Raw genomic sequence first — 26,566 nt, 5'->3', positions numbered from 1 at the left:
ACGGCGCGCCTGCGCAAAACGCCATGATGCGATCAAATGGCCAAAATCTACTGCAAACCGACCAGGCGGCGGATATCGGCCGGGCTCGCCCCAGCCGCCCGCAATTCGCGCAGTCCGGTCGCCTGGGTCGATTTCGACAGCTTTTGGCCGGCCGCGTCTCGGATCAGCCGGTGGTGCCGGTAGTTTGGCGCGGGCAGGCCGAGCAGTTCCTGCAACAGCCGATGCACGCTGGTCGACCAGAACAGGTCAACGCCCCTGACGACATCGGTAACGCCCTGCAGGGCGTCATCGATCACGACCGAGAGATGGTAGCTGGTTGGGGTCTCCTTGCGCGCCAGGATCACGTCGCCCCAGGCCTCAGGCCGGGCCACGACGTCTCCGCTCTCGCCAGCCGGCCCCTCGCCCGCTTCCAGCCAGCGCAGCTCGCCGGCGTGCGCGCGGGCTGAGGCCATGTCGAGCCGTAACGCGAACGGCGCGCCCTGCCCGATCAGCCGGTCGCGCGCCTCGGCCGACAGCGATTTGGCTAGCCCCGGATAAAGCGGCGCGCCGTCCGGATCGCGCGGCCACGCGCCCCCGGCCTCGCGCTCCGCGACCAGCCGCGCGATCTCGGCCCGGCTTTCGAAGCTCGGGTAGACCAGCCGCTGGGCCGACAGGCGGTCGAGCGCCGCGCCATAGGCGGCGAAATGCTCTGACTGCCGCCGCACCGGGGTCTCCCAGGCGATGCCTAGCCAAGCCAGATCCTCGTAGATCGCCTGCTCGAATTCCGGCCGGCAGCGCGTCGCGTCGATGTCCTCGATCCGCAGCAGCAAGCGTCCGCCGGACTGCCGCGCGAGGTCGTGGTTGAGCAGCGCCGAATAGGCGTGGCCGAGATGCAGGTAGCCGTTCGGACTCGGCGCGAAGCGGAAAACGGGTGGCATGGTCATCGGTCACGCGTCATTGCCGGACTTACCCCGGCGACTCTGGTTCATGCGCCCGGACAAGACTCTGTTACGATAGGAGATCGATGCGCGGGTCAAGCCCGCGCCTGACAAGCCGATGCAGACCCCGCAAATGCTGATTCACCTCGAAACCCAGGCCGACCTCGACGACGCGATCCACAAGCTGGTCGACCAGGACCGCCGCCTGCGCCCGATCCTGGAGCTGACCGGCATGCCGGCGATCCGGCAGCGCGAGCCCGGATTTGCCGGGCTTGCCGCGATCATCTGCGGCCAGCAGCTCTCGACCGCGAGTGCGGCGGCGATCTGGGGGCGCGTCAGCACGGCATTCGACCCGTTCCACCATGACGCGATCCGCAAGGCGCGGACCGACCGGCTCGGCCGGCTCGGGCTGTCGGCGGCCAAGATCAAGACGCTGAAGCACATCGCGCGCGAGCTCGCCGAGGAGCGGCTGAACCTCGACGTCCTTGCCAATGAGGAGGCCGATGCGGCGCACAACACGCTGACCGCGCTGCCCGGGATCGGCCCGTGGACCGCCGATGTCTATCTGCTGTTCTGCCTCGGCCATGGCGATGCCTGGCCCGCGGGCGACCTCGCCGTGCAGGAAGCGGTCAAGATCGGGCTCGGCTTGAAGGAGCGGCCGACGCCGAAGCAGATGGCGCCGCTTGCCGAGCCATGGCGTCCGCTGCGCGGCGCCGCAGCGCATCTGTGGTGGGCGTATTATCGCGTGCTCAGAAATCGCGAGGGCGTGATCGCCGGTGCAAAGTAGTCGTCGAGAAAAACACACCAACTGCGTGATCGCGTGATATAGAATCAGCAGCGATATAGTTTTTCAATTTGCCGGCCTCGCCCATTTTGCACGCGCAGCACGTCCTTATTGCAAGGAGACGGACCTGATTTCTCTCCGTATCCCGCTGACGCTTCTCTCGATATCCCTGGGCGCGATCGCCGCGGTGTGGTGGTGGCTCGGCATCCCGGTCAACCTCCCGCGCGCGCCGATCGATCCGAACGACAAGGTGCAATGCATCTCGTACGCGCCGTTCCGTAACAATCAGACATCACTTTCGCCGGCGACGCAGGTCTCGCCGGAACAGATCGCGGAAGACCTCGCGCAACTCGCGAAGATATCCGACTGCATCCGCACCTATGCGACCGATCTTGGTCTCGATCAGATTCCCGCACTCGCGGCCAAGGCTGGGCTGAAGGTCATCCAGGGCATCTTCCTCGATCGGGACCGCAAGAAGAATGCAACGCAGGTCGCCACCGCGATCCGCCTCGCCCAGGAATATCCGGAAACCATCATCGCGCTCGTGGTCGGCAACGAGGTCTTGCTGCGCAAGGAAATGTCGGCTTCCGACCTTGCCGCCACGATCCGCTCGATCAAGGCGCAGGTCTCCGTGCCCGTCACCTACGCCGACGTCTGGGAATTCTGGCTGAGCAATCGCGAGCTTTCCGACGCCGTCGACTTCGTCACGGTTCACATCCTGCCCTATTGGGAAAATGTTCCAATCCGGGCGGAAGATGCCGCTGCTCATGCCGACGAGATGCGCCGGCAGATCGCGGCGGCTTTTCCAGGCAAGGAAATCTTTATCGGAGAAATCGGCTGGCCCAGCGAGGGGCGCATGCGCGAGTCCGCGCTGCCGTCGCGTATCAATCAGGCGCGAGTGGTTTCGGAGGTCCTCGACCTTGCCCGGCGCGAGCATTTCCGCGTTAACCTGTTCGAGGCCTATGACGAAGGATGGAAGCGGGAGATCGAGGGCACAGTCGGCGGCTCCTGGGGCCTGTTCGATTCCGAGCAGCGCATGCCGAAATATCCGCCGGGCCAGCCGGTCAGCAATTTTCCGCTCTGGAAGCTGCAAATGTGCAGCGGAATGGCGCTGGCGATCCTGGTATTCGGCGCGGCATGGCTGACCTTGCGCCGCAAGCCGAGAAAACCCGCATTCGCGTCATGGCTTGCGGTCGCGCTATCGGCGACCACAGCCGGAATCCTGTTTGGCGTCGCCGAGCAAAGATTGGTCTATGAAAGCTACGGAACGGGAGGCTGGCTGGTCTGGGGCTCGCTTCTGATGGCGGCCACGGCTTCGCCGGTGTTGAGCGCCAACGCCCTGATGTCGGGCCGCGCACCGCCCAGCTTTTTCGAAGTGTTGGGTCCGAAGGGTCACCACACTGAATCGGTGCTGGTGACCCTGCACGGACTGGCCTTGATGATCACCGTCGTGATCGGCACGGCGACCGCAATCGGTCTCGTGTTCGACCCGCGCTTCATTGACTTCCCCTTTGCGCCTCTCACCATGGCGGCGGTGCCCTTTGCGGCCGTGACGCTGCTCAATCCTCCCACCAAGGGAATCCGCCCACTGGCGGAGTCGATCTTTGCCGGCATTTTCATTGCAACGGCGATCTACACAGGATTCAACGAAGGGGCGGAGAACTGGCAGTCGCTGTGGACCTGCGCGGCCTTCCTTCTACTCGCGGTGACGCTGTTGCGGGCGCGTGCCTGACAACGCGACCTAGAGCGTTTCCCGTTCCGATGGAATCGGAACGGCGCTCTAGATTCTTGTTTTGACGCGTTTTCTTCACGCGAACCAGTATCCACTTCGCTCGAAAACGCTCTAGCCGCGCAGCCTGACGCGATCCTCGCGCGCGCAGTCGGTGACGAAGCCGATGACGGCGCGCACCGCGGGAAGCTCGACCAGATCGGGATGGGCGAGCAGCCAGAGATCGGAAAGGCTCGAGAGCTTTTGCGGCGCGACCCGCACCAGATCGGGGTAGTCGGCCCCGACCAGGCAGGACAGCGCGCAAATCCCGAGCCCGGCCCGCGCCGCCGCGAGCATGTCGCCCTGCGATGAACAGCGCATCACCAGCGTGCCCTGTCGGGTGATGACGTCGCTCCAGCGCGCCAGATGCGCGTTCGAGGCCTGGTCGGCAAAGCCGATCACATGGTGGCCCCGCCACTCGTCCCGCCGCTCCGGCAGCTTGCGGCCTGCCGCATAGTCGCGGGAAGCGTAGAAGCCGGTGCCGAGCCGCCCGATCTTGCGCCCGATCAGGTTCTCCTCGCCCGCATCGACCGGCCTTAGCACCACGTCGGCCTCGCGGCGGCGCACGCTGGCCGGGAACGGGTGGGTGATGATCTCGAGCTGGATGTTGACGTGATCGCGCAGGAACGGGCCGAGGCGCGGCATCAGCCAATGCGCGGCCAGCGTCGCGCCGATCGACAGCTTCACGACGCCGCGCGCCTGCCCGCCGGTAGCGGACGCGGCCGCCTCCGCGCGCAAAGCCGCCGCGGCCATCGCTTCGGCATGCTCGCGGAATTTGCGGCCCTGCGATGTCAGCGACAGACCGTCATTGGAACGCGCGAACAGGCGTGTGCCGAGTTGCTGCTCGAGCGCCGCGACGTTGCGACCGACGGTGGGGTGGCTGATGCGCAGCCGCCTTGCCGCCCCGGCGAGGCTGCGTGTCTCCGCCACCGCGACGAATGTCTTGCAAAGCTCCCAGTCCATGCCGCTCCCCTTTCTGCGACATCGTTCATTTCTGGTCGATCCGATGTTCAATATTGAACGCCATGACCGAGCCGTCCAGCCTTATATTGCCGCGCCAAGATATTGCCGCGCCAAGAGAGCCGCCGCTCCAGTCATCATAACAAATCGCGATCCGCCCCGACCGCCGGCCGGGCGACGCGCATGGAGGATCCGAAAATGTCGCTGCCCGCTTCGCTCGCCAACAAGCTTGAACTGCCGGTCGTCGGCTCCCCGCTGTTCATCGTCTCGGGGCCCGAGCTCGTGATCGCGCAGTGCAAGGCCGGCATCGTCGGCTCGTTCCCGGCGCTGAACGCCCGCCCGGCCGAAAAGCTCGACGAATGGCTGACCCAGATCGAGAACGAGCTCGGCGAGTACCAGGCGCTGCATCCGGAGACGAAGGTCGCGCCCTACGCCGTCAACCAAATCTGCCACGCCTCCAACGACCGCCTGATGCGCGACATGGAAACCTGCGTGAAGCACAAGGTGCCCGTGATCATCACCTCGCTGCGCCCGCCGTCCGAAATCGTCGAGGCCGCGCACTCCTATGGCGGCGTGGTGTTCCACGACGTCATCAATGTAAAGCACGCGCGCAAGGCCGCCGAGCAGGGCGTCGACGGCCTGATCCTGGTCTGCGCCGGCGCGGGCGGCCATGCCGGCACGCTGTCGCCGTTCGCGCTGGTGCGCGAGGTCAAGCAATGGTTCAAGGGCACGATCCTGCTGTCGGGCGCGATCTCCGACGGCTGGAGCATCGCATCCGCGCTCGCGCTCGGCGCCGACCTCGCCTATATCGGCACCCGCTTCATCGCGACCGCGGAAGCCAACGCGGATATCAGGTACAAGCAGGCGCTGACCGAATACGCCGCGCACGACATCATCTATTCGAACCTGTTCACCGGCGTGCACGGCAACTATCTCGGACCGTCGATCGCGGCGGCAGGCCTCGATCCGGGCAACCTGCCGGTCGCCGACAAATCCAGCATGAACTTCGGCTCCGGCGGCAACATGAAGGCCAAGGCTTGGCGCGACATCTGGGGCTCGGGCCAGGGCATCGGCCAGATCACCGACGCCCCGCCGGTCGCCGAACTGGTGGCGCGGCTCAAGTCCGAGTTCGCCGCGGCGCGCAGCGACTTTCTGCGCACCAGCGCCTGACGCTGTTTCACAAAGTCCGGGAGTGAACCATGAAACGAGCGCAACACGCGCTGGCAGCCGCGCTTGCGGTCTGCGCGATCGCCGGCACGGCCGCCGCCGACAACGGCAACGAAGCGATCCGAATCGGCCAGACGCTGCCCTATAGCGGACCGGTCTCCGGCTTCGGCACCATCGGCCGCGCCCAGGAAGCGTTTTTCGCGAAGGTCAACGCGGAGGGCGGCATCAACGGCCGGCAGGTGAAATTCATCACGTTGGACGACGCCTATTCGCCGCCGAAGACCGTCGAGCAGACCCGCAAGCTGGTGGAGCAGGAGGAGGTGCTGATGATGTTCGGCTCGCTCGGAACCGCCACCAACAACGCCGTGCACCGCTATCTCAACAGCAAGAAGATCCCGCAATTGTTCGTGCTGAGCGGCGCGACCAAATGGGCCGACCCGAAGACCTATCCGTGGACCATGCCAGGCATGGCGTCCTACGAATCTGAGGGCGTGGTCTATGCCAAATATGTGCTGCAGGCCAAGCCCGACGCAAAGATCGCGATCCTTGCGCAGAACGACGATTTCGGCCGCGACTATGTCGCCGGCTTCAAGCGTGCGCTCGGCGGCAAGGCCGCGAGCATGATCGTCGCGGAAGCGAGCTACGAGACCTCAGCGCCCACCATCAGCTCGCAGCTCGCGACCCTGAAGGCGTCCGGTGCCGATGTGCTGTTCGGTGTCGTGCTCGGCAAGTTCACGCCGCAGATGATCAAGGGCGTGGCCGAGATCGGCTGGAGGCCGGACCTGTTCTTCGTGCCGACCTCCGCGTCGTCGATCTCGTTCCTGGAGCCCGCCGGGCTCGAGAACGCGGTCGGCCTGATCTCGTCCAGCAACCAGAAGGACACGATGGATGCGCAATGGGCCGATGATCCCGCCGTGAAGGACTATCTTGCCTTCATGAAGCAGTACCTGCCCAATGCGGACCTCAGCAACTCGAACTACTCGGCGGGCTATCATTATGCGACATTGCTGATGGCCGTGCTGAAGGCCTGCAAGAACGATTTCAGCCGCGAAAACATCATGCGCCAGGCGGCGTCATTGCGCGACGTTCCGCTGCCGCTATTGTTGCCGGGCATGACGGTATCGACCGGGCCGGACGACTACCTGCCGTTCCAGCAGTTGCGGCTGCGCCGGTTCAACGGCAAGAGCTGGATCAGCTTCGGCGAGATCCTGGACGATCGCTAGAAGACGAGGCGCGACATGATCATCAGCGGCGAAAGACAGATCAGCTACGGCGACATTCACGCCCGCATCGCGCGGGCGGCCAGCGGCTTCCGGGCGCTCGGCGTGCAGGGCGGCAAGCCGGTCGGCATGATGCTGCGCAACGATTTCGCGCTGTTCGAGGTGGTCGCGGCTTCGGCCGCGCTCGGCAGCCCGGTGGTGCCGATCAACTGGCATCTGAAGGCCGACGAGGTCGCCTACATCCTGTCCGACAGCGGCGCCGACACGCTGGTCTGCCACGCCGATCTGCTGCCGCAGATCCGCGACGGGCTGCCGCCGGCAATCAAGCTGCTGGTGGTGACGACGCCGCCGGAGATCGCCGCGGCCTATGGCGTGGCGCCGGCGCTCACCCGCGTGCCCGACGGCATGACCGACTGGGACGTCTGGCGGGAGACGCACCAACCACTGACCGACGCACCGATCGGCGCGGCGCCGATGTTCTACACGTCGGGCACCACCGGACTGCCGAAGGGCGTCAAGCGCAAGCCGATACGGCCCGAGCAGCAGGCGGCGGCCGCGCGCGTCGGCGCCATCACCTATGGCGTCAAGCCGAACGAGGATCAGGTGATCCTGATGAACGGCCCGATGTATCATTCGGCGCCGCACTCCTATGGAATGCTCGCGTTCCGCAACGGCTGTGTGATCGTGCTCGAGCCGCGCTTCGATCCGGAGGATCTGCTGCAACTGATCGAGCGCCACCATGTCACGCACATGCATATGGTGCCGACGATGTTCGTGCGGCTGTTGCGGCTGCCCGAGGAGACGCGGCGCCGCTACGACCTGTCGTCGCTGCGCTTCATCGTCCATGGCGCGGCGCCCTGCCCTGTCGACGTCAAGCGCGCGATGATCGAGTGGTGGGGACCGGTCATCAACGAATATCTCGGCTCGACCGAGACCGGCATCCCGGTCTGGCATTCGTCAGCCGAAGCGCTGGCCAAGCCCGGCACCGTCGGCCGCGCGATCGAAGGCGGCATCGTCAAGATCTTCCGGCCCGACGGGACGCAATGCGACGTCGGCGAGCCCGGCGAGATCTTCATGCGTCAGACGTTGATCTCGGACTTCGACTATCACGGCAACGCCAAGGCGCGCGCCGAGGCCGATCACGACGGACTGATCAGCGTCGGCGATGTCGGCTATCTCGACGCGGACGGCTATCTGTTCCTGTGCGACCGCAAGCGCGACATGGTGATCTCGGGCGGCGTCAACATCTATCCCGCCGAGATCGAGAATGCCCTTATCGGCATGGCAGGCGTCCGCGACTGCGCGGTGTTCGGCGTTCCCGACGACGAATACGGCGAGCGGCTGTTCGCCTGCGTCGAGCCGGAAGCAGGCATCACGCTTTCGGTTGCGGCGATCCAGGATTTCCTGCGCGACAAGCTCGCCAATTTCAAGGTGCCGAAGGATATCCGCTTCATGGACGCGTTGCCGCGGGAAGCCACCGGCAAGATCTTCAAGCGCAAGCTGCGCGACCTCTACCGCGAAGGACAGCTCGGCTGAACGATCTGACGGCGAAGCGAACGGCGTTTGAAACTTAGTTGCTGTTGCAAACGGCCGGCAATCGACGCAACGATGCCGGCACATCCTGAGCCCGGATCACCGCCATGAACTCGACCGACTTCATCGTCATCCGCAACGATCTGCAGCAGTGCAAGGTGATCGAGACGCAGTTGCCCGATGCCGCGGCGCTGCCGGCCGATGCGCTGCTGGTGAAGGTGACCCGCTTCGCCTTCACCGCCAACAACATCACCTACGCCGTGATCGGCGAGCAGCTGAAATACTGGCAGCTGTTCCCGGCGCCCGAAGGCTACGGCATCATCCCGGTGTGGGGCTTCGGCGAGGTGCTGGCATCGAAACATCCGATGATCGCAGCCGGCGAAACGCTGTTCGGCTATTTCCCGATGGCGACCCATCTGGTGATCGAGGCTACCGACGTCAGCAAGCGCGGCCTGCGCGACGGCGCCGCGCACCGGCAGGAGGTCTCGCCGGTCTACAACGCTTACGCCCGCGTCTCCGGCGATCCGACCTATGCCGGCCGGCAGGGCGATTTCCGCGCGCTGCTGCTGCCGCTGTTCATGCTGTCCTTCCTGGTCGACGACTTCCTGGCCGAGAATGCGTTCTACGGCGCACGCCGCGTCATCCTGTCGTCGGCCTCGAGCAAGACCGCGTTCGGGCTCGCCCATCTCGTGCACAAGCGGGGTATCCCGGTGATCGGGCTGACCTCCAGGGGCAATGTCGATTTCGTCAGCTCGCTCGGCTGCTACGACGAGGTCGTCACTTATGATCAGGTCACTGCTATGCCGTCGGCCGAGCCGACGGCCTATGTCGACATGGCCGGCAACAGTGCGCTCCGCGAGGCCCTGCACCGGCACTTCGGCGCGCAGATGGTCTATTCCGGCCGGGTCGGGCTGACGCATCGCGCCAGCGAGGCGGAGGAGCCGACGCTGCCCAGCGCCAAGCCGGTATGGTTCTTCGCCCCGGACCAGATCCGCAAGCGCGCCAAGGAATGGGGACCGGGCGGCATCGACCAGCGTTTTGGCGCCGCCTGGGCCGAGCTCGTGCCGCATTTGCCGAATTGGCTTGACGTGGTTGAGCTGCGCGGCCCGGCCGCGGTGCGCGAGGCCTATCTCGATACCCTGCAAGGCCGCGTTCCGCCGGATCAAGGCCTGATCCTGTCGCTGGCCGAATAGGCGCTATCTCGTCGCGCCCTTTCTGCGTGCCTTCGAATAGGTATAGGCTTTGCGGAAAGGGAACGCCGCCACGAAAATATCAGCAAGGCGGCCGATGGCGAGAAACGCTCAATGCTCGACAAGACGGACGATATTTCGGTCGCCGCCGACAATTGGCTTGTGCAGTTCGAAGATGCGCTGGCGAGCCCGGACGATGTGCTGCTGAAGCCACTGTTCCATCCCGACAGCTACTGGCGCGACGTGCTGGCGCTGAGCTGGAACATCCAGACCGTCAACCGGGCCTTCGCAATCATCGAGGAGCTGCCGGCGCATGCGCGTCACAGCGCGCCGCATGACTTCCGCATCGATGCCGATCGCGCCCCGCCCCGACGGGTGACGCGCGCTGGTACCCATGCGATCGAGGCGATCTTCAAATTCGAGACGGCGGTTGGCCGCGGCCACGGCATCGTGCGGCTGATCCCCGATGCCGCCGACGACGATCGCCTGAAGGCCTGGACCTTGCTGACGGCGCTCGAGGAGCTGAAGGGTTTTGAGGAGCAGCAGGGCCACACCAGGCCGCGCGGGCAGTCCTATTCGCGCGACTTCCGCGGCCCCAACTGGCTCGACCTGCGCAAGGCATCCGCCGAATATGCCGACCGCAACCCTGATGTGCTGGTGGTCGGCGGCGGACAGGCCGGGCTTGCGATCGCCGCGCGGCTGCAGCAGCTCAAGATCGACGCGCTGATCGTCGACCGCGAGGCGCGCGTCGGCGACAATTGGCGCAAGCGCTATCACGCGCTGACCCTGCACAACCAGGTACAGGTCAATCACCTGCCCTACATGCCATTCCCGCCGAACTGGCCGACCTACATCCCGAAGGACAAGCTCGCCAACTGGTTCGAATCCTATGTTGATGCGATGGAGCTGAACTTCTGGACCGGCACGGAATTTGTCGGCGGCAGCTATGACGACGCAACGGGGCGTTGGACCGTCGAGTTGCGCCGCGCCGACGGCACGACCCGCAAGATGCAGCCGCGCCATGTCGTGATGGCAACCGGCGTCAGCGGCATCCCCAATCTGCCCGATATCCCCGGTTTGAAGAATTTTTCCGGCAAGGTCATGCATTCCAGCCGCTACGAGGACGGCGAGAACTGGACCGGCAAGCGCGCGCTCGTGATCGGCACCGGCAACAGCGGCCACGACATCGCGCAGGACCTGCATTCCTCGGGCGCCGAGGTCACGCTGGTACAGCGCTCCTCGACGCTGATCACCAATATCGAGCCGTCGGCGCAGTTGGCCTATGCCGCCTACAATGAAGGTACGCTCGAGGACAATGATCTGATCGCGACCTCGATGCCGCTCGTGCTCGCCAAACGCAGCCATGTGCTGATGACCGAGCAGTCGAAAGAGCTCGACAAGCCGCTGCTCGACGGCCTCACGCGCAAGGGCTTCAAGCTTGATTTCGGCGATGGCGGCACCGGCTGGCAGTTCAAGTACCTGACCCGCGGCGGCGGCTATTACTTCAACGTCGGCTGCTCCGATCTCGTCGCGAGCGGCGCGGTCGCCCTGCAGCAATTCACCGACATCGACACCTTCGTGAGCGAGGGCGCGCGGCTGAAGAACGGCGAGATCGTTGCCGCCGACCTGATCGTGCTCGCGACCGGCTACCGGCCGCAGGAAGAGCTGGTCAAGAAACTGTTCGGCGAGGCGATGGCCGCGCGCGTCGGCCCGATCTGGGGCTTTGGCGACGGCCAGGAGCTGCGCAACATGTACACCCGCACGCCGCAGCCCGGCCTGTGGTTCATCGCCGGCAGCCTCGCGCAATGCCGCATCAACTCGCGCTATCTCGCATTGCAGATCAAGGCGATCGAGGAAGGCCTGTTGACGCGCGATGTCGGGCCACGGGCGGATCTTTCGTAGAAACCTGCCGTCGTTCCGGGATGCGCGAAGCGCAGACCCGGAACCTCGAGATTCCGGGTTCGATGCTGCGCATCGCCCCGGAATGACGATCTTGGGGAGACATCTTATGCCAACCACCCTCGGCACCGGCGAACACCGCTATCGCGTGGTGGAGAACTTCGCAAAACTCCCCGACGGCTGGAGCCTGACCGATGTTGCCTCCGTCGCGGTCGACAGCAAGGACCGCGTCTACGTTTTCAACCGCGGCGACCATCCGATGGTGGTGCTCGACCGCGATGGGAATTTCATCAAGAGCTGGGGCGAAGGCGTGTTCTCGCGTGCCCACGGCCTGCATATCGACGCCGACGACAATCTCTATTGCACCGATGACGGCGACCACACCGTGCGCAAATGCTCGACCGACGGCAAGGTGCTGCTGACGATCGGCATCCCGAACAAGCCGGCGCCGTTCATGAGCGGCGAGCCGTTCCACCGCTGCACCCATACCGCGCTGTCGCCGAAGGGCGAGATCTATGTCTCCGATGGCTACGGCAATGCCTGCGTCCACAAATACACGCCGGACGGCAAGCTGATCAAAACCTGGGGCGAGCCCGGCACCGACCCCGGCCAGTTCAACATCGTGCACAACATCGCGACCGACGCCGATGGCTGGGTCTATGTCGCCGACCGCGAGAACCACCGCGTCCAGGTGTTCGACGGCAACGGTAAATACGAGACGCAGTGGAACAACCTGCACCGGCCCTGCGCGCTGTGCTGCTGCGGCGGTGGCAAGCAGCCGAACTTCGTGATCGGCGAGCTCGGCCCTGGCATGGCGGTGAATCGCAAGGTGCCCAATCTCGGCCCGCGGCTGTCGATCGTGGATCACACCGGTAAGCGCATCGCGCGCCTCGGCGGCGAGCAAGGCCCCGGCGTCGAGACCGGAAAATTCCTGGCGCCGCACGGCATCGCGCTGGATTCCCGCGGCGACATCTATGTCGGCGAGGTTGGCGTCACCGACTGGAACACCAGCTTTCCCGACACCGAGATGCCGGCTGCGGTGCGCGTGACGCGGTGCCTGCAGAAACTGGAGAAGGTTTAGATTCAGTCTCCCACCGTCACTCCATCACCGTCACCCTAAGGAGCGCGCATCGCGCGCGTCTCGAAGGGTCGACGGCCCCCGGCTGGTGGCCGTGCATCCTTCGAGACGCCGCTTCGCGGCTCCTCAGGATGACGGGTCGAAAAGCGTTCCCGCGCAATCAAATCTCGCCGATCACCTCGCGGCGGCGCTGCTCGGATTCTTCCGCGTAGCGCCGCATCGCGTGCGCTTCGGTGAGCAGGCCGATCGGCCGCCGGTCGCCGTCGCCTTCGACCACGGCGAGCGATTCCGCTTCGGCCGCGTCGAACACCGCGATCGCCTCCTGCACATTCATGCCGGGATGCAGCACCACGTCGGCGTAGCGCAAGATGGCAGCAAGCCCCTTGTCGGCCTCGAGATCCGGCGCGTGCGCTTCGGCGACCAGCGCAAGCCCGGCGTAATGCCCCTCGCCGTCGACCGCGACGACCTGGGTCTTCGAGCCCGGGGGGAATTCCTCGCGGAACGCCTCGATCGGCATCGCGGCGTTCACCGTCGTCATGTCCTGCCGCATCATCTTGCCGACCGTGAGATCGCGGATCCAGCCGATATCGGCGGCGCTGCGGATGGTCTCGCCGCGCAGATGCAAACGCCAGGTCGCGAACGAATAGCCGAACAGCTCGCGCGTGATCGTGGTCGAGATGATGACCGCGACCAGCACCGCGGTCGTGAGCCAGAGGTTGCCGGTGGATTCCAGCGCGATGAACGACATCGTGAGCGGACCGCCGATCACCGAGGCCGACAGCGCGCTCATGCCGATCACCGCATAGGCGTTGGGGTCGAGGTTCAGACCCGGCCACACGATGTCGACGCCGGCGGCGAACAGCCGGCCGCCGAGCGCGCCCATGAACAGCGTGGCGAAGAACAATCCGCCGCGAAAGCCGGAGCCAAGCGAGATGATCGAGGCAACCGCCTTCAGCGCGAACACGCCGGCGATGAAGGCAAGCGGCATCGCCACGATGCCGGCGAAGCGCAGCGCGCCGTGGCCCGACGACATCACCTGCGGCGTCAATAGCGCCATCGCGCCGACCGCAAGCCCGCCGAGCGCCGGCCGCAGCGGCGGCCAGAGCCGGCTCTTGGCGAGCAGCGCCTCGCACAGCGTCACCCCGCGCATGATCGCAATGCCGGTCAGGGCCGCGACCATGCCGAGCAGCGCTGCAATCGCAAGATCCCGTCCGAGCACATCGCCGACGGTTCCGACGCCGACGCCGAGCGGCAGCGGTTCGAAGGCATGGGCAACGAAGTAGCCGGTCACCGCCGCCACGCCGACCGGGGTCAGGCTGGCCGGCGTATAGCCGCCGATCACAAGCTCGAAAGCGTAGAACGCACCCGCAAGCGGCGCGCTGAAGGCGCCGGCGATCGCCGCCGCCGCACCGCAGCCCACCATGATTCGCTGGTCGTTGCGGCGGAGGTGAAAGCCGCGCCCGAGCGAGGCGGCGAGGCCGCTGGAGAGCTGGGTGTAGCCGGCCTCGAGCCCGACCGAGCCGCCGACGCCGCTTGACCAGATCGTCTGCAGCGCCACGATCACGCTGCCGCGGAACGACATCCGCCCGCCATAAAGCGCGTTGGCCTCGATCGGGTCGATTTCGCGGGCCGGCCGGACCCGGAGCAACAGAAGGAATGCAAATCCCAGCAGCAGGCCGCCGATCGTGGGAACCACGAGCGCGCGCACGGGATCGATGCTGGGCTGGCTCGACAACCGGTCGCCGAGCGGCAGATTGAACAGCACCGAATGCAGCACCGTGACGAGGCCGCTCATGACCGCCACCACGAGGCCGCCAATGGCGCCGATCAGCACCGCCAGCACCACAAGGCTCGTCTCGTGCGCGCGCACGAACGCGCGCAACCGGCGCGGCGCCTCGAGATAGCTTGAGGTCGTGGTCATCGGCAGGGTCCGTCACTGGCCGACAGGGCCTTGCGGCTCCCTTTACGGGCCTCGCGGGCGGGAGGCAATCGGGGCAGGAACATGGCAGGGCGCGGCGGATAAGCCGCTCATTGCTCTTCACAATCCCGTCACGCTGCCTGTAGTATGTGAGTGCATGCTGCTTCGCAGCTAGTGGGAGTCAGGAGCGTTATTTGAACGCACATGTCTCGCAAGGCGGTTGGCCGGTGCTGGTCTTGAATGCGGACTTCCGGCCGCTGAGTTATTACCCGCTGTCGCTCTGGTCCTGGCAGGACGCGATCAAGGCGGTGTTCCTCGATCGTGTCAACATCGTCGAATATTACGACCGGGCGGTACGAAGTCCTTCCTTCGAAATCCAGCTGCCGAGCGTCGTATCCCTCAAGTCCTTCGTCAAGCCGACCACCCACCCCGCCTTCACCCGGTTCAACGTTTTCCTGCGCGACCGATTCAGCTGCCAGTATTGCCTGTCGGGCGACGATCTCACCTTCGATCACATCATTCCGCGCAGCAAGGGTGGCCAGACCACCTGGGAGAACGTCGTCGCCGCCTGCTCGCCCTGCAATTTGCGCAAAGGCAATCTGACGCCGCAGCAGGCCAAGATGTTTCCGAAGCAGACGCCCTACGCCCCGACCGTGCATCAGCTGCATCGCAACGGCCGGCTGTTTCCGCCGAACTATCTGCACGAGAGCTGGCTCGATTATCTCTACTGGGATACTGAGCTCGATCCGTAGAGCGCGCTGGCGCGCATCGTCGTCACATCGAATGCAAGCCGTACTGCTGTGATTTGGATCAGGCGGGTCGCTTGGTGAGGGCCGCCTCGCCCTCCTCGCGTCCGGGAACGCTGACGTGGACCTCGTGCCCCATCCTGATCGCTAGTGCTGCGGCGGCCGCCGCCGATTCGAATGCAGCTTCCTTGGTGGCGTATCCGCCGTTGAGATTGCCGTCGTGCAGGACGCCCCACTCCTCGCCGGCCGCAATCACCGCATATTGAGCCAATCCCATCGTCTCCTCCTTGCGCCAGCGGCGCGGCGTCAGGTCTCATTCCGCTTGTATCGCTCGCGGATGACCTCCTCGCCGGCCTGCACCGCGCGCCTGCTGCGAAAATGGCGTTGAAGCACGCCGAAGATCAAAGCGGTCAGCAGCACGAGCGCTCCGATGCCGTAGATGATCTCAAGGCCCATATCCATTCTGTCTCTCCAAGCCTTGTTCCCAAAGCCTTGCTCTTAAAGCCTTGCTCTCTTGCCGCCCGCCGGGGCGGCATCGTTCATCCGCTCTTCGCGGCGCTGTCGATGCTTTCGCGGTGAATTTCGCGCGCGTCGCTGCCGATCACCGAGATGAAGTAGCCGCGTCCCAGATATTCCTGTCGCGTCTCGGCAAGGTCGATGGCGAGCCGCTTGGCGACGGCAATGGCTTCATCGCGGTCGGTAACCGGCTGACCGGTTGCATCGATCACACGCTCATCATTCACGATCGCGAAGTGAAAGGCGGACATTCACTATCTCCGCGCATCAATGCGTGTTCGATTCATGCCACTTTTCCAGGTCCGGCTGCTCGTCTCCGGAGTCCTTCGCGTCTCCTGAGCGCCTCGCATCTCCGGAGCGCTGCTCCTTCTCCGGGTTTCCCTTCCACGGCTTATCGGTCTGCGCGTGGGAACCCCAGTCGCTCGAGCGCCCAGAATCCTGCGTTACCGGCTTTCTGTTCATCACAATCTCCTCAAGAACAGAAGCATCTGTATCCCGATGTGTTCCTAACCCGCCGCGCTCAAGGTCCGCCCGCAACCGAGCATAACCAGCGCATCGAGGTCGATCCCGCAGCAGTATTGACGCTTCCTCACGCAGGATCGCATTCGCGTGATCGTCCGCGATGTTCGCAGTATATCATTGCATCCTAATAGTTCGCATCCTATCTAATTTGCATGCCGCCTTCGCAGCCCCATATCCACGCCGAGATCGGCCGCCTGGTGACCAGGCTGGCCCGGATCTGGCGTCGCGAGTCGGATCAGGCCTTGTCCGACCACGGACTGTCCTACGCGACGGCGATTCCGCTGCTGGTGTTGTCACGCCAGGGAGAGAACGTCCGGCAAGGCGTGCTGGCCGATGAACTGGGGATCGAAGGGCCTTCAATGGTGCGGTTGATCGATCTGCTGCAGTCTGAAGGCCTCGTCGAGCGTCGCGAGGACCCGACCGACCGGCGCGCCAAGACGCTGCATCTCACCGCGACCGGCGGAGCCAAGGTCGAGGAGATCAACCGGGTGCTGCGCCGCGTGCGGGCCAGCCTGCTGAAGGATATCGGCAGCGCCGAACTTGCGGTAACCTTCGAGACGCTGCAGCTCATCGAGCAGCGGGCGAGCCGCCTGCAGGACGCCAGGACTACGCCAGCCAGGACTGCTCCAGAGGCGAAATAGTCATGCGCGCGGAAGAGCCGTTCCTGGTCCGCCACGCGGATCTCATCTTCGCGTTGAAGACGTTCGCGGCGTCGATGCTGGCGCTTGTCATCGCCCTGGCGATCGATCTGCCGCGTCCCTATTGGGCGATGGCGACGGTCTACATCACCTCGCAGCCGCTGGCCGGCGCGACCAGCTCGAAGGCGTTTTTCCGCGTGATCGGTACGCTGGTCGGCGCGAGCGTCACGGTCGCCCTGGTGCCGAACCTGGTCAATGCACCGGAGCTACTGTGCCTCGCGATCGCGCTCTGGGTCGGGCTCTGTCTCTATTTATCGCTGCTCGACGGCACGCCGCGCAGCTATGTCTTCATGCTGGGCGGATATACCGTCGCGCTGATCGGCTTTCCGTCGGTGGCCGAACCGGGCAGCATCTTCGATGTAGCGCTGGCACGAGTCGAGGAGATCTCGCTCGGCATCATCTGTGCGAGCCTGGTGTCGACGGTGGTGTTTCCCCGCAGCGTCGCGCCGGCGGTCGGCGGCCGCATCAGGAGTTGGCTGTCGGATGCGCGCCGTCTGTCCCGCGACGTGCTGCTTGACCGCGGGACCGGCGAGACGCGCCGGGCCCAACGCCTCCGTCTTGCGACCGACATTGTCGAGATCGATACGCTGGCGACCCATGTCGCCTATGACCGGCTGGCCGACGCCGGCACTGTGCGTGGCCTCGGCGAGGTCCGGCTGCGCATGCTGATGCTGTTGCCGATCATCACGTCGATCGAAGACCGGCTTACCGCACTTGGCGAAGCGGCGCTGCAACGGCAACCGGAGCTGCAACGCCTGATCGGCGATCTCGCCGCATGGATCGTGGACGAGGACCGCCAGCGGCAATCCGGCGAGCAGATCCGCACCGCAATCGCCGAGCGGCAATCTGCGCTCGACGGCATCGCGCCGCGGGAACGCATCATCACGATCAGCCTGCTGCTCCGGCTGCGCGAGCTTGTCGATATCTCCGCCGACTGCCGCGCGCTGGGCGATGCGATCACCGCGGGCCAGGATATCTCCACCGTCCCGCTGGCGTTCCACCCGGAGTCGGGGGCCGCACCGGTCCGTCATCGCGACCACGGCATGGCGCTGTGGTCGGCCGCGGGCGCGGCGGTCGCCATCCTGATCTGCTGCGTCCTCTGGATTGCGACCGGCTGGGCCGATGGCGCCTCGGCGCCGATGATGGCGGCGGTCGCCTGCTCGTTCTTCGCCGCGCAGGACGAGCCAGCGCGCAGCATCCGGGCCTTCGGCCTGTTTTCACTGGTCGCGATCGTCATCGTCGCGATCTATCAGTTCGCGCTGGTGCCGGGCATCTCCCATGTCGAGGTCCTGATCGCGGCGCTGGCGCCGACCTTCCTCCTATACGGCTTTTTGATCGCGCGGCCCAAGACCGCGCCGATCGGCATGGCGCTCGCCGCCAACACCGCGACGCTGCTCGCACTGCAGTCGACCTACAGCGCGGATTTCGCCAGTTTCGCCAACACGTCCGTCGCCTTCTTCCTCGGTGTTGTCATCGCGGAGATCGTGACGCGGATCGCGCGCGGCGTCGGCGCCGAATGGATCGCCAAGCGGCTGATGACGTCGAGTTGGCAGGCGCTCGCGGTCGCGGCCGAGCGGCGCGGCCACGGCGATCGCGCGCAGTTTGCCGGCCTGATGCTGCATCGGCTCGGACTATTGGTCCAGCGCATCGCCTTCATCTCCGAGAGCGACCGCCGCGATGCCGACAGCTTGGTCCAGCTCCGCATCGGGCTCAACATCATCGACCTCCGGCGGGCCCGCTACGGCCTCGCCGCAGTGACCGTGCGTGCCATCGACGACATGCTGGACGACCTCGCGGCGGCGTTTCGCGCCCGTGCGGACCAGGCAATGCCGGCCGAACTGTTGTCATGCATCGATGCGGCGCTGACCGCGGTCGTCAAGGACCCCAATGAGCGCGCGCGGGACGATGCGTTGCTCGGCCTCGTCGGCATCCGCCGCGGCCTGTTTCCGGATGCACCCGCGTATCGATCGCAGCCCGAGGAGAGCTTTGCCGCATGAGATATGAGCTCGACATTTACGGCGTGCTCGTTCCGGCGCTGCTGCTGTGGCTGATCGTTGCCTATGCATTGAGCGCAGTGGCGAGCCGGATCATGCAGCGCTTCGGGTTCTACCGGCTGGTGTGGCATCGCGCGTTGTTCAATTTCGCCCTGTATGTATGCCTGCTCGGCGTCGTGGTTTATCTTTCGGAGTTTCTGCCATGAAAGCGAATTTCGCCTGGCTCGGCCGGGTTGCGCTGACCGCGGTCGCCGTCATCGCTGCACTCGCTGTCGCTCGCGCGCTCTGGGTCTACTATATGGAATCGCCGTGGACCCGCGACGGCAGGGTTCGCGCCGACGTGATCCAGGTGGCTCCCGACGTCTCCGGCTTCGTCACCGACGTGCTGGTCAGGGACAATCAGCCGGTGCGTCGCGGCGACATCCTGTTCCGGATCGATCGCGCCCGCTTTGCCCTGGCGCTGAAGCAGGCCGATGCTGCGGTCGCCGGCCATCGCGCGACGCTGGATCAGGCCGACGCCGACCTCAAACGCTACAGCTCGCTGACCACCGATGCGGTGTCGCAGCAGAAGCAGGAGCAGGTTCTGGCGACGCAGCTGCAGGCCAAGGCGGCCTATGACCAGGCGGTCGCCGACCGCGCCGTCGCGCAGCTCAATCTGGATCGCAGCGAGGTGCACGCTTCGGTGAACGGCACCATCACCAATATGGACCTGCGGCCGGGCGCTTACGTCACCGCAGGCAAGGGCGTGATGGCGCTGGTCGACACCGACACGCTGCATGTGGAGGGCTATTTCGAGGAGACCAAGCTCGCGCGCATTCGCGTCGGCGACAAGGCGCAGATCCGGCTGATGGGCGAGCCGGTGCGGCTCACCGGACATGTCGAGAGCATTGCGGCCGGCATCGAGGATCGCGACCGCGCGGCAGGCGCGAGCCTGCTCGCAAATGTCAATCCAACCTTCAGCTGGGTTCGGCTCGCACAGCGCATCCCCGTGCGCATCGCGCTGGACCACCTGCCAGATCGCATCGCGCTGGTCGCCGGCCGTTCGGCGACGGTCGAGATCATGGACTAGCCGGCTGGCCGGGGCGCATCCGCGGCGACAGCATCGAGCCGGTGCACCTTACTGCGGCTCGTCGACCACTCGCCTATCGCACGCCGTAGCGTGTGAAATCGTCGCCGATGCTGCCCTGGATTGCCTTGGCCGCCGCCATGTCGGTATTGCCGCCGGCCTTGTCACCCTGCTTCAACTTCGCCAGGCCGCGACCATAAAGTGCGCTTGCGAGCTTGGGATCGATGCGAAGTGCGGAGCTGTAGTCGGCGATCGCCGCGCCGAGCTCGCCGGTCTTCAGATAGATAAGGGCACGCGAGTCATACGTCGCGGCGTTGGCAGACGCCAATTGAAGGGCCTTGTTGCAATCCTCCAGCGCCGCCTGCAATTCGCCGAGGATGGCCCGGCTCCAGCAGCGTCCGTTCCACACCCCGTCCAGTTTCGGCTCGAGGCGAATGGCCTCATCGTAGTCCTGCGCCGCGCGCGCATAATCGTTCTTCTTCAAATAGGCGCCGGCGCGGTTGGCGAAGGCCTCGCCGTAGTTCGGGTTGAGCCTGATGGCCTCATCGAAGGCGTCGGTTGCGCGATCATATTCGCGCTTCCTGAGATAGGCCACGCCGCGGTTGTTGAACGGCTTGGTGTAGGTCGGATTGAGTTCGATCGATCGATCGAAATCCCGGATGGCGCCGTCGTAGTCTCCCTTGGCGGCGTAGGCGTTGCCACGGTTGTTGTAGGCGATCGCGAGGCCAGCCTGGGTCATGTCCTGCCCCGCATCGATCAGCGCCGTGCAGGCAGCAATGCGCGCATCGGCCGGCGTGCGATCGAGGCCGCTGCACAATCCGATAGTGCGGAGATAGCTATCCTTCTTCGGGTTCTGCGCGACCGCCGGCAACACGGGGAGCGTCGCAACGAGAAGCGATATCAGGCTGACAATTGCGCCGGCGCTTGCACGAAATTTCATATCGGGCCTTGCTTGCACGAAACGGGCTGCGCCTGGCCTAGCACCCTCGACAGATGTTGGGATTGAACTTGTGGAGGGTGTTTTGCTCAGGTTGCTGCGGCGTTCGTGTCCCGACCTTCCTGACCTTGCTCTTGCCCTCTTCAACGAGCGTGGCGAACCTCACCGTTCCATCGTCCGATATCTCGATGCGTGGCGTGGTGCCTCGAATGCCCATCGTTGCCACGGGGGTGTCGATCTTCATGTCGCCGGTCTTCGCAATGTTGCCGGCAACGAAGGTGAACGTCCCATTGGTCAGTTTGAGCAAGGTCGAGTTCGACTTGCCGTTCGGGTCGTACACGAACTCGGTCATCGCCATCTTGGCGTTGCTCGACAGATTGAACGAAGTGCCGTCGGAGAAATTGATCCCGACGCGTCCGTCAGTTCCAGTCTGCACCACGTCGCCAAGATAAACGGGGTCGCCAACCTGCGCCTGAGGCAATTTGCCAGGCAGCCCTGCCTGAACGACGACTGCATTCGGATGCTCGATCGTGACCGAACCGGTGGCGGCTACGACCCTTCCGATGAATTTCAATTGGATATTGTCCGGTTCGGTTTGCGCCTGGACCTGGCCGGACGTGAGCGTTGCGAGCGCCAGGACGAAGCTTGCAAGCAATTGAACAATCAAATGGATGCGCACGATCCCCTCCACGAGAAGATCTTGTCGTGTCGTGGCTCGATGGTGATCGGGACCACCGGGCCGAGACCGCAGGACCTTGAGTGCCAAACGAGTTGTCGCAGACAGGCCTAAATGCCTGACGCAGTTCGACTAAAAATTAATAAGTGGACAATTTGCATGGTAATCATACTATTAATTTTGCGGGGCTGCACGCGCGATAAAGGACAGCTGTTCTGACCTTTTCGTAAGGCTCCCCCGCAGTATTGGAATTCCATTTTTACTGCCGAATTTGGTTTCAATCAGGACGTTTCAGCGGACAAGCCTATGGCTGACGGCGCGGGGTTTTTCGCCGCGTGGCCGAACCAAGCCAAAATAAAAAAACTGCGGCGCCACTTTCCGCTCGAACTGCCTAACAGGCAAAAAGCCAATGTCAGTTGCGTCCGGCGTAGAGTTCGGGGACGCGTGCATGGCCGTTTTGGGCCAGCCGCCCCGTGTAGTTGGCACTGTTCGGACGGCGATCGGCTGCGGCACAATCGCGCGTGCCCGCGGCATACCGATTCAAATCGTAGCTGGCGATCCCGTTCGCCAGGGTGACGTCATCGAGGTCGGAGCCGGCGGGCGGATCGAAATCCGCCTGGTCGATGGCAGAGTGCTCAATTTGCCGGCCGGCACCCGGCTGGAGTTGGACATCGCGCAAGACCCCGGCGAGGGCTTGCGGCCGGGCCTGTTCGCGAAAACCAGAAGCCTCTTCCGCCTCATCGGCAGCCGGCTCGCAGGGTCTGGCGTCCTGACGGCGGACACACCGGTTGGCACCATCAGCGCCAGCGGCCTCGGCATGCTGTCGTTGGCCGCCCTGACCTTCTCGCTGCTGGAGGACGCCCGGGCCGCGGAGCCGAACGTCACGTTCCTGGACGACGACAACATCAAATACAAGGACCTCCACCACGGCGTGTTCGAACTCGTCACCAAAGAGGCGATCCCCCGTCACATCATCGTCGAGGATCCCGAAGAGACGATCATCCTGAGCAGAAGAGGCTCCTCCGTCGGCGTGAACCATGCCACGAATTCCCCTTCGCACATGGAGGAATTACGGGAGGCCCAACAGGAGACCCTTGCCTATTTCGAGAAAGGACCGGCATCGAAAGGGTCCGGCATGCCTGCTCTCGAAGGCGGACAACTGCTGCTGCCGATCAATTTTATTCAGCAGTCCCCGCTGTCGCCGGTGCAAGATACGCTCGGGCCGCTGCCGGTAGCGACCTTCGCGAAAAATGATCTCTTCAAGCTGCCGCCGGTTCCGCCGAAGCTGAACCTCGGAGCGGGGCCGACTGAAATCGATACGGTGATATTTGACGACTTCAATGCGGCGAGCGGGACCTTTTCCGCGAGCAGCATCAAGGGCGGCGCACTGAAATTCGGCATCAGCGGAGGCGCCACAGGCGATACGGTGCTGGGACAGGCGACATACGACGTGTCGAGCGTCGGTACTTTTGGCACGCTCTATCTCAACAGCGCGACCGGAAGCTACACCTTCGTTCCGAACAATACCGCAATCAACGCGCTGAAGGCCAACACGACCCAGAGCTTCGTGATCACGGTCTCGGACGGCGCGCTTTCGGCCAGCGAGAGCTTCGACATCAGCATCCTGGGCGCCGACGACGCCTCCATCATCTCCGGCACCATGGCCGGCTCGGTGGTGGGTGCGGTCGGCGTCAGTCATGCCTCGCCCGGCCTGCTCATCGCAAAGGGCACGCTCACCGACACCGATGTCGACGATCCCGCCAATACCTTCACCGCCGTGAACGCGCCGACGACAAGCGCAGGTGGCTACGGCTCATTCACGCTCACAACGGCCGGCGTGTGGACCTATACGCTCGACAACGCCAACAGCTCCGTGCAAGCCCTCCATGTCGGCAACACGCTGACCGACAGCTTCACGGTGACCACGATCGGCGGAACCCCGCAGACGATGACACTCACCATCCACGGCCCGCTGATCGAGGTTCGGACCGCGCCATCGCTGACGTTGAGCGAGACCCATCTGACAGCGACGACGCTGGACGACAACATCGCCGGCTCGGCACCGGACGCCGCGCTGACGACGACATCAGGCGAGTTCTCGGCGGCATTCGTCACCGAACCGGGTCTGACGGTCAGCTACGCACTGTCGATCACCGACGGCAACGGTACGGCGTCAGGATTGATCGATTCGCATACCGGCCTCGCTGACCTGCTGGTTCTGAACGGCAACACCATCGAAGGCCATGTCGGCACGGCAAGCGGGGCGCTCGCGTTTACCATCACGGTTGACCCGGCGACGGGCCGCGTGACCTTCGTCGAACACCGCGCGGTCGAACAATCGTCGGGCACCAGCCCTGACAGCGGCGAAGGGATCGCGCTGGGGACCGGCCTCGTCAACCTGATCTCGACGGTCACGGAGAGCGACGGCCAGTACCAGGATCTAAGCATCGATCTCGGCAAGCAGCTGACAATCACGGACGACGGCCCGCGCATCGAGGCGGCGGGCACAGCCCCATCGCTGACGCTGAGCGAGACGCATCTGACGGCAACGGCGCTGGACGACCACATCGCCGGCTCGGCGCCGGACGCGGCGCTGACGACGTCTTCCGCCGATTTCTCGACGGCGTTCACTTCGGTGCAAGGGGCCGATGGCGCGACCATCCGCTACGCGCTGACCATCACCGGCGGCAACGGCACGGCATCGGGGCTGATCGACTCGCATACCGGCCTCGCTGACCTGCTGGTTCTGAACGGCAACACGATCGAAGGCCGCGTCGGCGCGACCAACGGCACGCTGGCATTCACCATCACGCTCGATCCGGCCACGGGACGCGTGACCTTCACCGACTACCGGCCGGTGGAGCAACCGCTCGGCACCAGCCCGGACAGCGGCGAAGCCGTATCGCTGGCCGCGGGCATCGTGAGCCTGAACGCCACGATCACGGACAGGGACGGCGACTTCCAGAGCGCCGGCCTCGACCTCGGCAGCAGGCTGACCATCAGCGACGATGGCCCCTGCATCCGGGCCAATTGCACCGCTCCGGCGCTGACGCTGAGCGAGACGCACCTGACGGCAACGGCACTGGACGACTATGTCGCGGGCTCGGCACCGGACGCCGCGCTGACGAAAATTTCTGCCGATTTCTCGACGGCGTTCACCTCGCTCCAGGGCGCCGACGGCGCGACGACTCACTATGCACTGTCGATCAACGGAGGTGACTGCACCCCATCCGGTCTGATCGATTCGCGTACCGGCTGCTCCGACGTGCTGGTTCTGAACGGCAACACCATCGAAGGCCATGTTGGCACAGCAAGTGGCGCGCTGGCATTCACCATCGCGGTTGATCCGGCCACGGGATGCGTCACCTTCACCGAATATCGCGCGGTGACGCATCCGGCCTGCGCCGGCCCTGACAGCGGCGAAGCCGTGTCGCTGACCGCCGGCGTCGTAAGCCTGGTTGCCACCATCACGGACAAGGACGGCGACTTCCAGAGCGCCTGCATCGACTTCGGCAAGCAACTGACGATCACGGACGATCACCCGACCATTTGCGGCTTCCCGGAGACCTTCGTCGCCGCTCAGGATCATCAGACTGCGACAGGTACCTACGATATCAATTTCGGCGCGGATGGCGATGCCGCGATGTTCGTTGCCGTCCACAACGGTCCGGTCGGCTGCACGGGATATGATCTGGCCACATCATGCCTGGGCAACGGCATCACCGCGGTGCACGTCACCGGACATGGCGATGATTACAACTTCTACTATACGACCCATGAGGTGGGCGGCGGCGTCGAGCTCGACGCGTATCTTACCGATTGCGGCGGTAGGTTGGACGATCCTTATTTCAAGTTGCTGATCAATCCGGATGGAACATTCTGCTTTGATCTCGAGCACGCCGGGCCGTCGAAGGACGTCACCGTCCATGGCTCCGATTTTGATGCCCCGATCTGCGGCACGCCGTCATTGACGGCTCCGGACGGACAACTGGTTATTACCGGGTCGGACTGCGCCGGCCAGCCGCTCGATGTCAAGGCATCGGACTGCGGTATTGCGGTCGGCGACAGTGGACTGCAGATGGACCCGGCCGAGCAGTTGAATCTCGCGTTCACCGAGAAGCAGTCGCAGGTCGGCTTCAATCTCACGGAATGGCAGGGCTACGGCACCGCCGGTGTGATCCTCAAGGTTCTTGATGGCAGCGCCGACGTTCACGACTTCTGCATCGATGTTCCCAGGCCGCTCTGCGGCAGTGCCGGCTTCGTGGTGCAGGAGACATCGGATGCTTCGCTGATCGACACCTACACCTTTGATGCCACGACGACGACGTATACGCTTTACGTTGACAGGTCGTTCGATCAAGTCCAGGTCGACTACGATCGGGTGGAAGCCGGGTGTCCCACCTTCGCGATCAACAACATCAGCTATACCGAAAAGACGAGCATCAATGCGGATCTGCTGTTCGATGTGACGGCGGTCGATGCGGACGGCGATTCGGCCACGAGCAGCCTTCAGGTCGATATTCAGTGCCACACGGCGGGGATGGACACCTTCATATTCGCCGCCAGCCAGGACAGCCCCGCGCCGCCGGTCGGCGCCAGCGCTCCCGCACCCGATGTTAGTCCGATGTCAACGAGTAGCCACGAGGACGCGGCGTTGTCTCAGGCAATATTGCCCTTTGTAGACGGCGGAACGTCGGGAACGACCGAGCAGTCCTTTCATTTCGCGGAGCCTTCGAGCCTTGAACAGCAGGGAGCTTCGTCCCCTCCACAGTTTGATCAAAGCCTCGCGTGGTTCGGCCGCCACGACGATTCCGCCGGATTTCAGCTGGCGCAAGGAGTTGCAACTGGTGGAACGCCGGCAATGGGGCCGGCTGTCCCGGAGCACCAAACAGATTTCTTCCCGGACCATACGCCGGACGCCGTCGTGACCCATCCGCTACACGATCTGATCATGTAGCGATCGCTTCTTGTAGCGAT

At 64.6% G+C, this 26,566-nt stretch carries 23 protein-coding genes; 14 read left to right on the top strand and 9 right to left on the bottom strand.

Going from position 1 to position 26,566, the window contains the following annotated elements; translation table 11 throughout:
• Positions 1 to 47: 47 nt before the first annotated feature.
• Positions 48 to 917 carry a tRNA glutamyl-Q(34) synthetase GluQRS gene (gene gluQRS / locus ACVIYL_RS13700; RefSeq protein ID WP_456781821.1) on the bottom strand — a complete coding sequence of 290 codons (870 nt, stop codon included), beginning with the start codon at positions 915 to 917 and terminating at the stop codon, positions 48 to 50.
• 133 nt (positions 918 to 1,050) lie between these two features.
• Here gluQRS and ACVIYL_RS13695 point away from each other — a divergent pair, with 133 nt between their 5' ends.
• Together ACVIYL_RS13695 and ACVIYL_RS13690 are read left to right on the top strand one after the other, a co-directional pair.
• A complete protein-coding gene (locus ACVIYL_RS13695; protein WP_456781820.1) occupies positions 1,051 to 1,704 on the top strand; it encodes a DNA-3-methyladenine glycosylase family protein in 654 nt (217 codons plus the stop codon).
• Positions 1,705 to 1,870: 166 nt separating this feature from the next.
• A complete protein-coding gene (locus ACVIYL_RS13690; protein WP_456781819.1) occupies positions 1,871 to 3,433 on the top strand; it encodes a glycoside hydrolase family 17 protein in 1,563 nt (520 codons plus the stop codon).
• A gap of 111 nt (positions 3,434 to 3,544) precedes the next feature.
• Here the strand turns inward: ACVIYL_RS13690 and ACVIYL_RS13685 are convergent, their stop codons facing one another.
• Positions 3,545 to 4,432 (bottom strand): LysR family transcriptional regulator, encoded by an 888-nt coding sequence (locus ACVIYL_RS13685; protein ID WP_456778831.1) that lies wholly within the window; start codon positions 4,430 to 4,432, stop codon positions 3,545 to 3,547.
• A gap of 195 nt (positions 4,433 to 4,627) precedes the next feature.
• Here ACVIYL_RS13685 and ACVIYL_RS13680 point away from each other — a divergent pair, with 195 nt between their 5' ends.
• The 6 genes from ACVIYL_RS13680 to ACVIYL_RS13655 all read left to right on the top strand — a co-directional run bounded on the left by ACVIYL_RS13680 (position 4,628) and on the right by ACVIYL_RS13655 (position 12,519).
• On the top strand, positions 4,628 to 5,599 hold the full coding sequence (locus ACVIYL_RS13680; protein ID WP_253606625.1) for an NAD(P)H-dependent flavin oxidoreductase: 972 nt from the start codon (positions 4,628 to 4,630) through the stop codon (positions 5,597 to 5,599).
• A 29-nt stretch (positions 5,600 to 5,628) separates the two neighbouring features.
• Positions 5,629 to 6,819 (top strand): ABC transporter substrate-binding protein, encoded by a 1,191-nt coding sequence (locus ACVIYL_RS13675; protein ID WP_456778830.1) that lies wholly within the window; start codon positions 5,629 to 5,631, stop codon positions 6,817 to 6,819.
• 15 nt (positions 6,820 to 6,834) lie between these two features.
• The gene (locus ACVIYL_RS13670) at positions 6,835 to 8,352 is read left to right on the top strand and encodes an acyl-CoA synthetase (RefSeq protein WP_456778829.1); all 1,518 of its coding nucleotides are present in this window, start codon (positions 6,835 to 6,837) and stop codon (positions 8,350 to 8,352) included.
• 104 nt (positions 8,353 to 8,456) lie between these two features.
• Positions 8,457 to 9,542: a DUF2855 family protein gene (locus ACVIYL_RS13665; RefSeq protein WP_456778828.1), complete on the top strand. Its 1,086-nt coding sequence runs from the start codon at positions 8,457 to 8,459 to the stop codon at positions 9,540 to 9,542.
• A 111-nt stretch (positions 9,543 to 9,653) separates the two neighbouring features.
• The gene (locus tag ACVIYL_RS13660; RefSeq protein WP_456778827.1) at positions 9,654 to 11,441 is read left to right on the top strand and encodes a flavin-containing monooxygenase; all 1,788 of its coding nucleotides are present in this window, start codon (positions 9,654 to 9,656) and stop codon (positions 11,439 to 11,441) included.
• Positions 11,442 to 11,547: 106 nt separating this feature from the next.
• Entirely contained in the window at positions 11,548 to 12,519 is a 972-nt protein-coding gene (locus ACVIYL_RS13655; RefSeq protein ID WP_456778826.1) for a peptidyl-alpha-hydroxyglycine alpha-amidating lyase family protein, read from the top strand.
• A 157-nt stretch (positions 12,520 to 12,676) separates the two neighbouring features.
• Here ACVIYL_RS13655 and ACVIYL_RS13650 read toward each other — a convergent pair whose 3' ends face one another.
• The gene (locus ACVIYL_RS13650) at positions 12,677 to 14,437 is read right to left on the bottom strand and encodes a chloride channel protein (RefSeq protein ID WP_456778825.1); all 1,761 of its coding nucleotides are present in this window, start codon (positions 14,435 to 14,437) and stop codon (positions 12,677 to 12,679) included.
• 191 nt (positions 14,438 to 14,628) lie between these two features.
• Here ACVIYL_RS13650 and ACVIYL_RS13645 point away from each other — a divergent pair, with 191 nt between their 5' ends.
• A complete protein-coding gene (locus ACVIYL_RS13645; RefSeq protein ID WP_016845270.1) occupies positions 14,629 to 15,186 on the top strand; it encodes an HNH endonuclease in 558 nt (185 codons plus the stop codon).
• 58 nt (positions 15,187 to 15,244) lie between these two features.
• Here the strand turns inward: ACVIYL_RS13645 and ACVIYL_RS13640 are convergent, their stop codons facing one another.
• The 4 genes from ACVIYL_RS13640 to ACVIYL_RS13625 form a co-directional block, all read right to left on the bottom strand.
• Positions 15,245 to 15,457, bottom strand: coding sequence for a hypothetical protein (locus ACVIYL_RS13640; RefSeq protein WP_028333636.1), 213 nt, complete (start codon positions 15,455 to 15,457; stop codon positions 15,245 to 15,247).
• Positions 15,458 to 15,486: 29 nt separating this feature from the next.
• On the bottom strand, positions 15,487 to 15,642 hold the full coding sequence (locus ACVIYL_RS13635) for a hypothetical protein (protein WP_456778824.1): 156 nt from the start codon (positions 15,640 to 15,642) through the stop codon (positions 15,487 to 15,489).
• A 77-nt stretch (positions 15,643 to 15,719) separates the two neighbouring features.
• Positions 15,720 to 15,947: a DUF6894 family protein gene (locus tag ACVIYL_RS13630; protein WP_092080482.1), complete on the bottom strand. Its 228-nt coding sequence runs from the start codon at positions 15,945 to 15,947 to the stop codon at positions 15,720 to 15,722.
• A gap of 16 nt (positions 15,948 to 15,963) precedes the next feature.
• Complete coding sequence (locus ACVIYL_RS13625; protein WP_456778823.1) at positions 15,964 to 16,158, bottom strand: hypothetical protein; 195 nt, start codon at positions 16,156 to 16,158, stop codon at positions 15,964 to 15,966.
• Positions 16,159 to 16,370: 212 nt separating this feature from the next.
• On the opposite strand from ACVIYL_RS13625, the gene ACVIYL_RS13620 reads away from it, so the two are divergent.
• The 4 genes from ACVIYL_RS13620 to ACVIYL_RS13605 are packed head-to-tail and all read left to right on the top strand — an operon-like array spanning position 16,371 to position 19,979.
• Entirely contained in the window at positions 16,371 to 16,859 is a 489-nt protein-coding gene (locus ACVIYL_RS13620) for a MarR family winged helix-turn-helix transcriptional regulator (RefSeq protein WP_456778822.1), read from the top strand.
• A gap of 2 nt (positions 16,860 to 16,861) precedes the next feature.
• Entirely contained in the window at positions 16,862 to 18,913 is a 2,052-nt protein-coding gene (locus tag ACVIYL_RS13615; protein WP_456778821.1) for an FUSC family protein, read from the top strand.
• Positions 18,910 to 19,116, top strand: coding sequence for a DUF1656 domain-containing protein (locus tag ACVIYL_RS13610; protein WP_092080457.1), 207 nt, complete (start codon positions 18,910 to 18,912; stop codon positions 19,114 to 19,116). Before ACVIYL_RS13615 ends, ACVIYL_RS13610 begins: the two co-directional genes overlap by 4 nt.
• Positions 19,113 to 19,979: an efflux RND transporter periplasmic adaptor subunit gene (locus ACVIYL_RS13605; RefSeq protein ID WP_456778820.1), complete on the top strand. Its 867-nt coding sequence runs from the start codon at positions 19,113 to 19,115 to the stop codon at positions 19,977 to 19,979. The genes ACVIYL_RS13610 and ACVIYL_RS13605 overlap by 4 nt, the downstream gene beginning before the upstream one ends.
• Positions 19,980 to 20,052: 73 nt before the next feature.
• Here the strand turns inward: ACVIYL_RS13605 and ACVIYL_RS13600 are convergent, their stop codons facing one another.
• Positions 20,053 to 20,916 (bottom strand): tetratricopeptide repeat protein, encoded by an 864-nt coding sequence (locus ACVIYL_RS13600; protein ID WP_456778819.1) that lies wholly within the window; start codon positions 20,914 to 20,916, stop codon positions 20,053 to 20,055.
• A gap of 37 nt (positions 20,917 to 20,953) precedes the next feature.
• On the bottom strand, positions 20,954 to 21,592 hold the full coding sequence (locus tag ACVIYL_RS13595) for a FecR family protein (RefSeq protein ID WP_430640607.1): 639 nt from the start codon (positions 21,590 to 21,592) through the stop codon (positions 20,954 to 20,956).
• 445 nt (positions 21,593 to 22,037) lie between these two features.
• Between ACVIYL_RS13595 and ACVIYL_RS13590 the strand changes: the two genes are divergently transcribed.
• On the top strand, positions 22,038 to 26,546 hold the full coding sequence (locus tag ACVIYL_RS13590) for a DUF5801 repeats-in-toxin domain-containing protein (protein ID WP_456778818.1): 4,509 nt from the start codon (positions 22,038 to 22,040) through the stop codon (positions 26,544 to 26,546).
• The last annotated feature ends 20 nt before the right edge of the window (positions 26,547 to 26,566 follow it).

This window comes from Bradyrhizobium sp. USDA 3315 (assembly GCF_054056795.1).
This window is presented reverse-complemented; position numbering and strand designations above follow the sequence as displayed.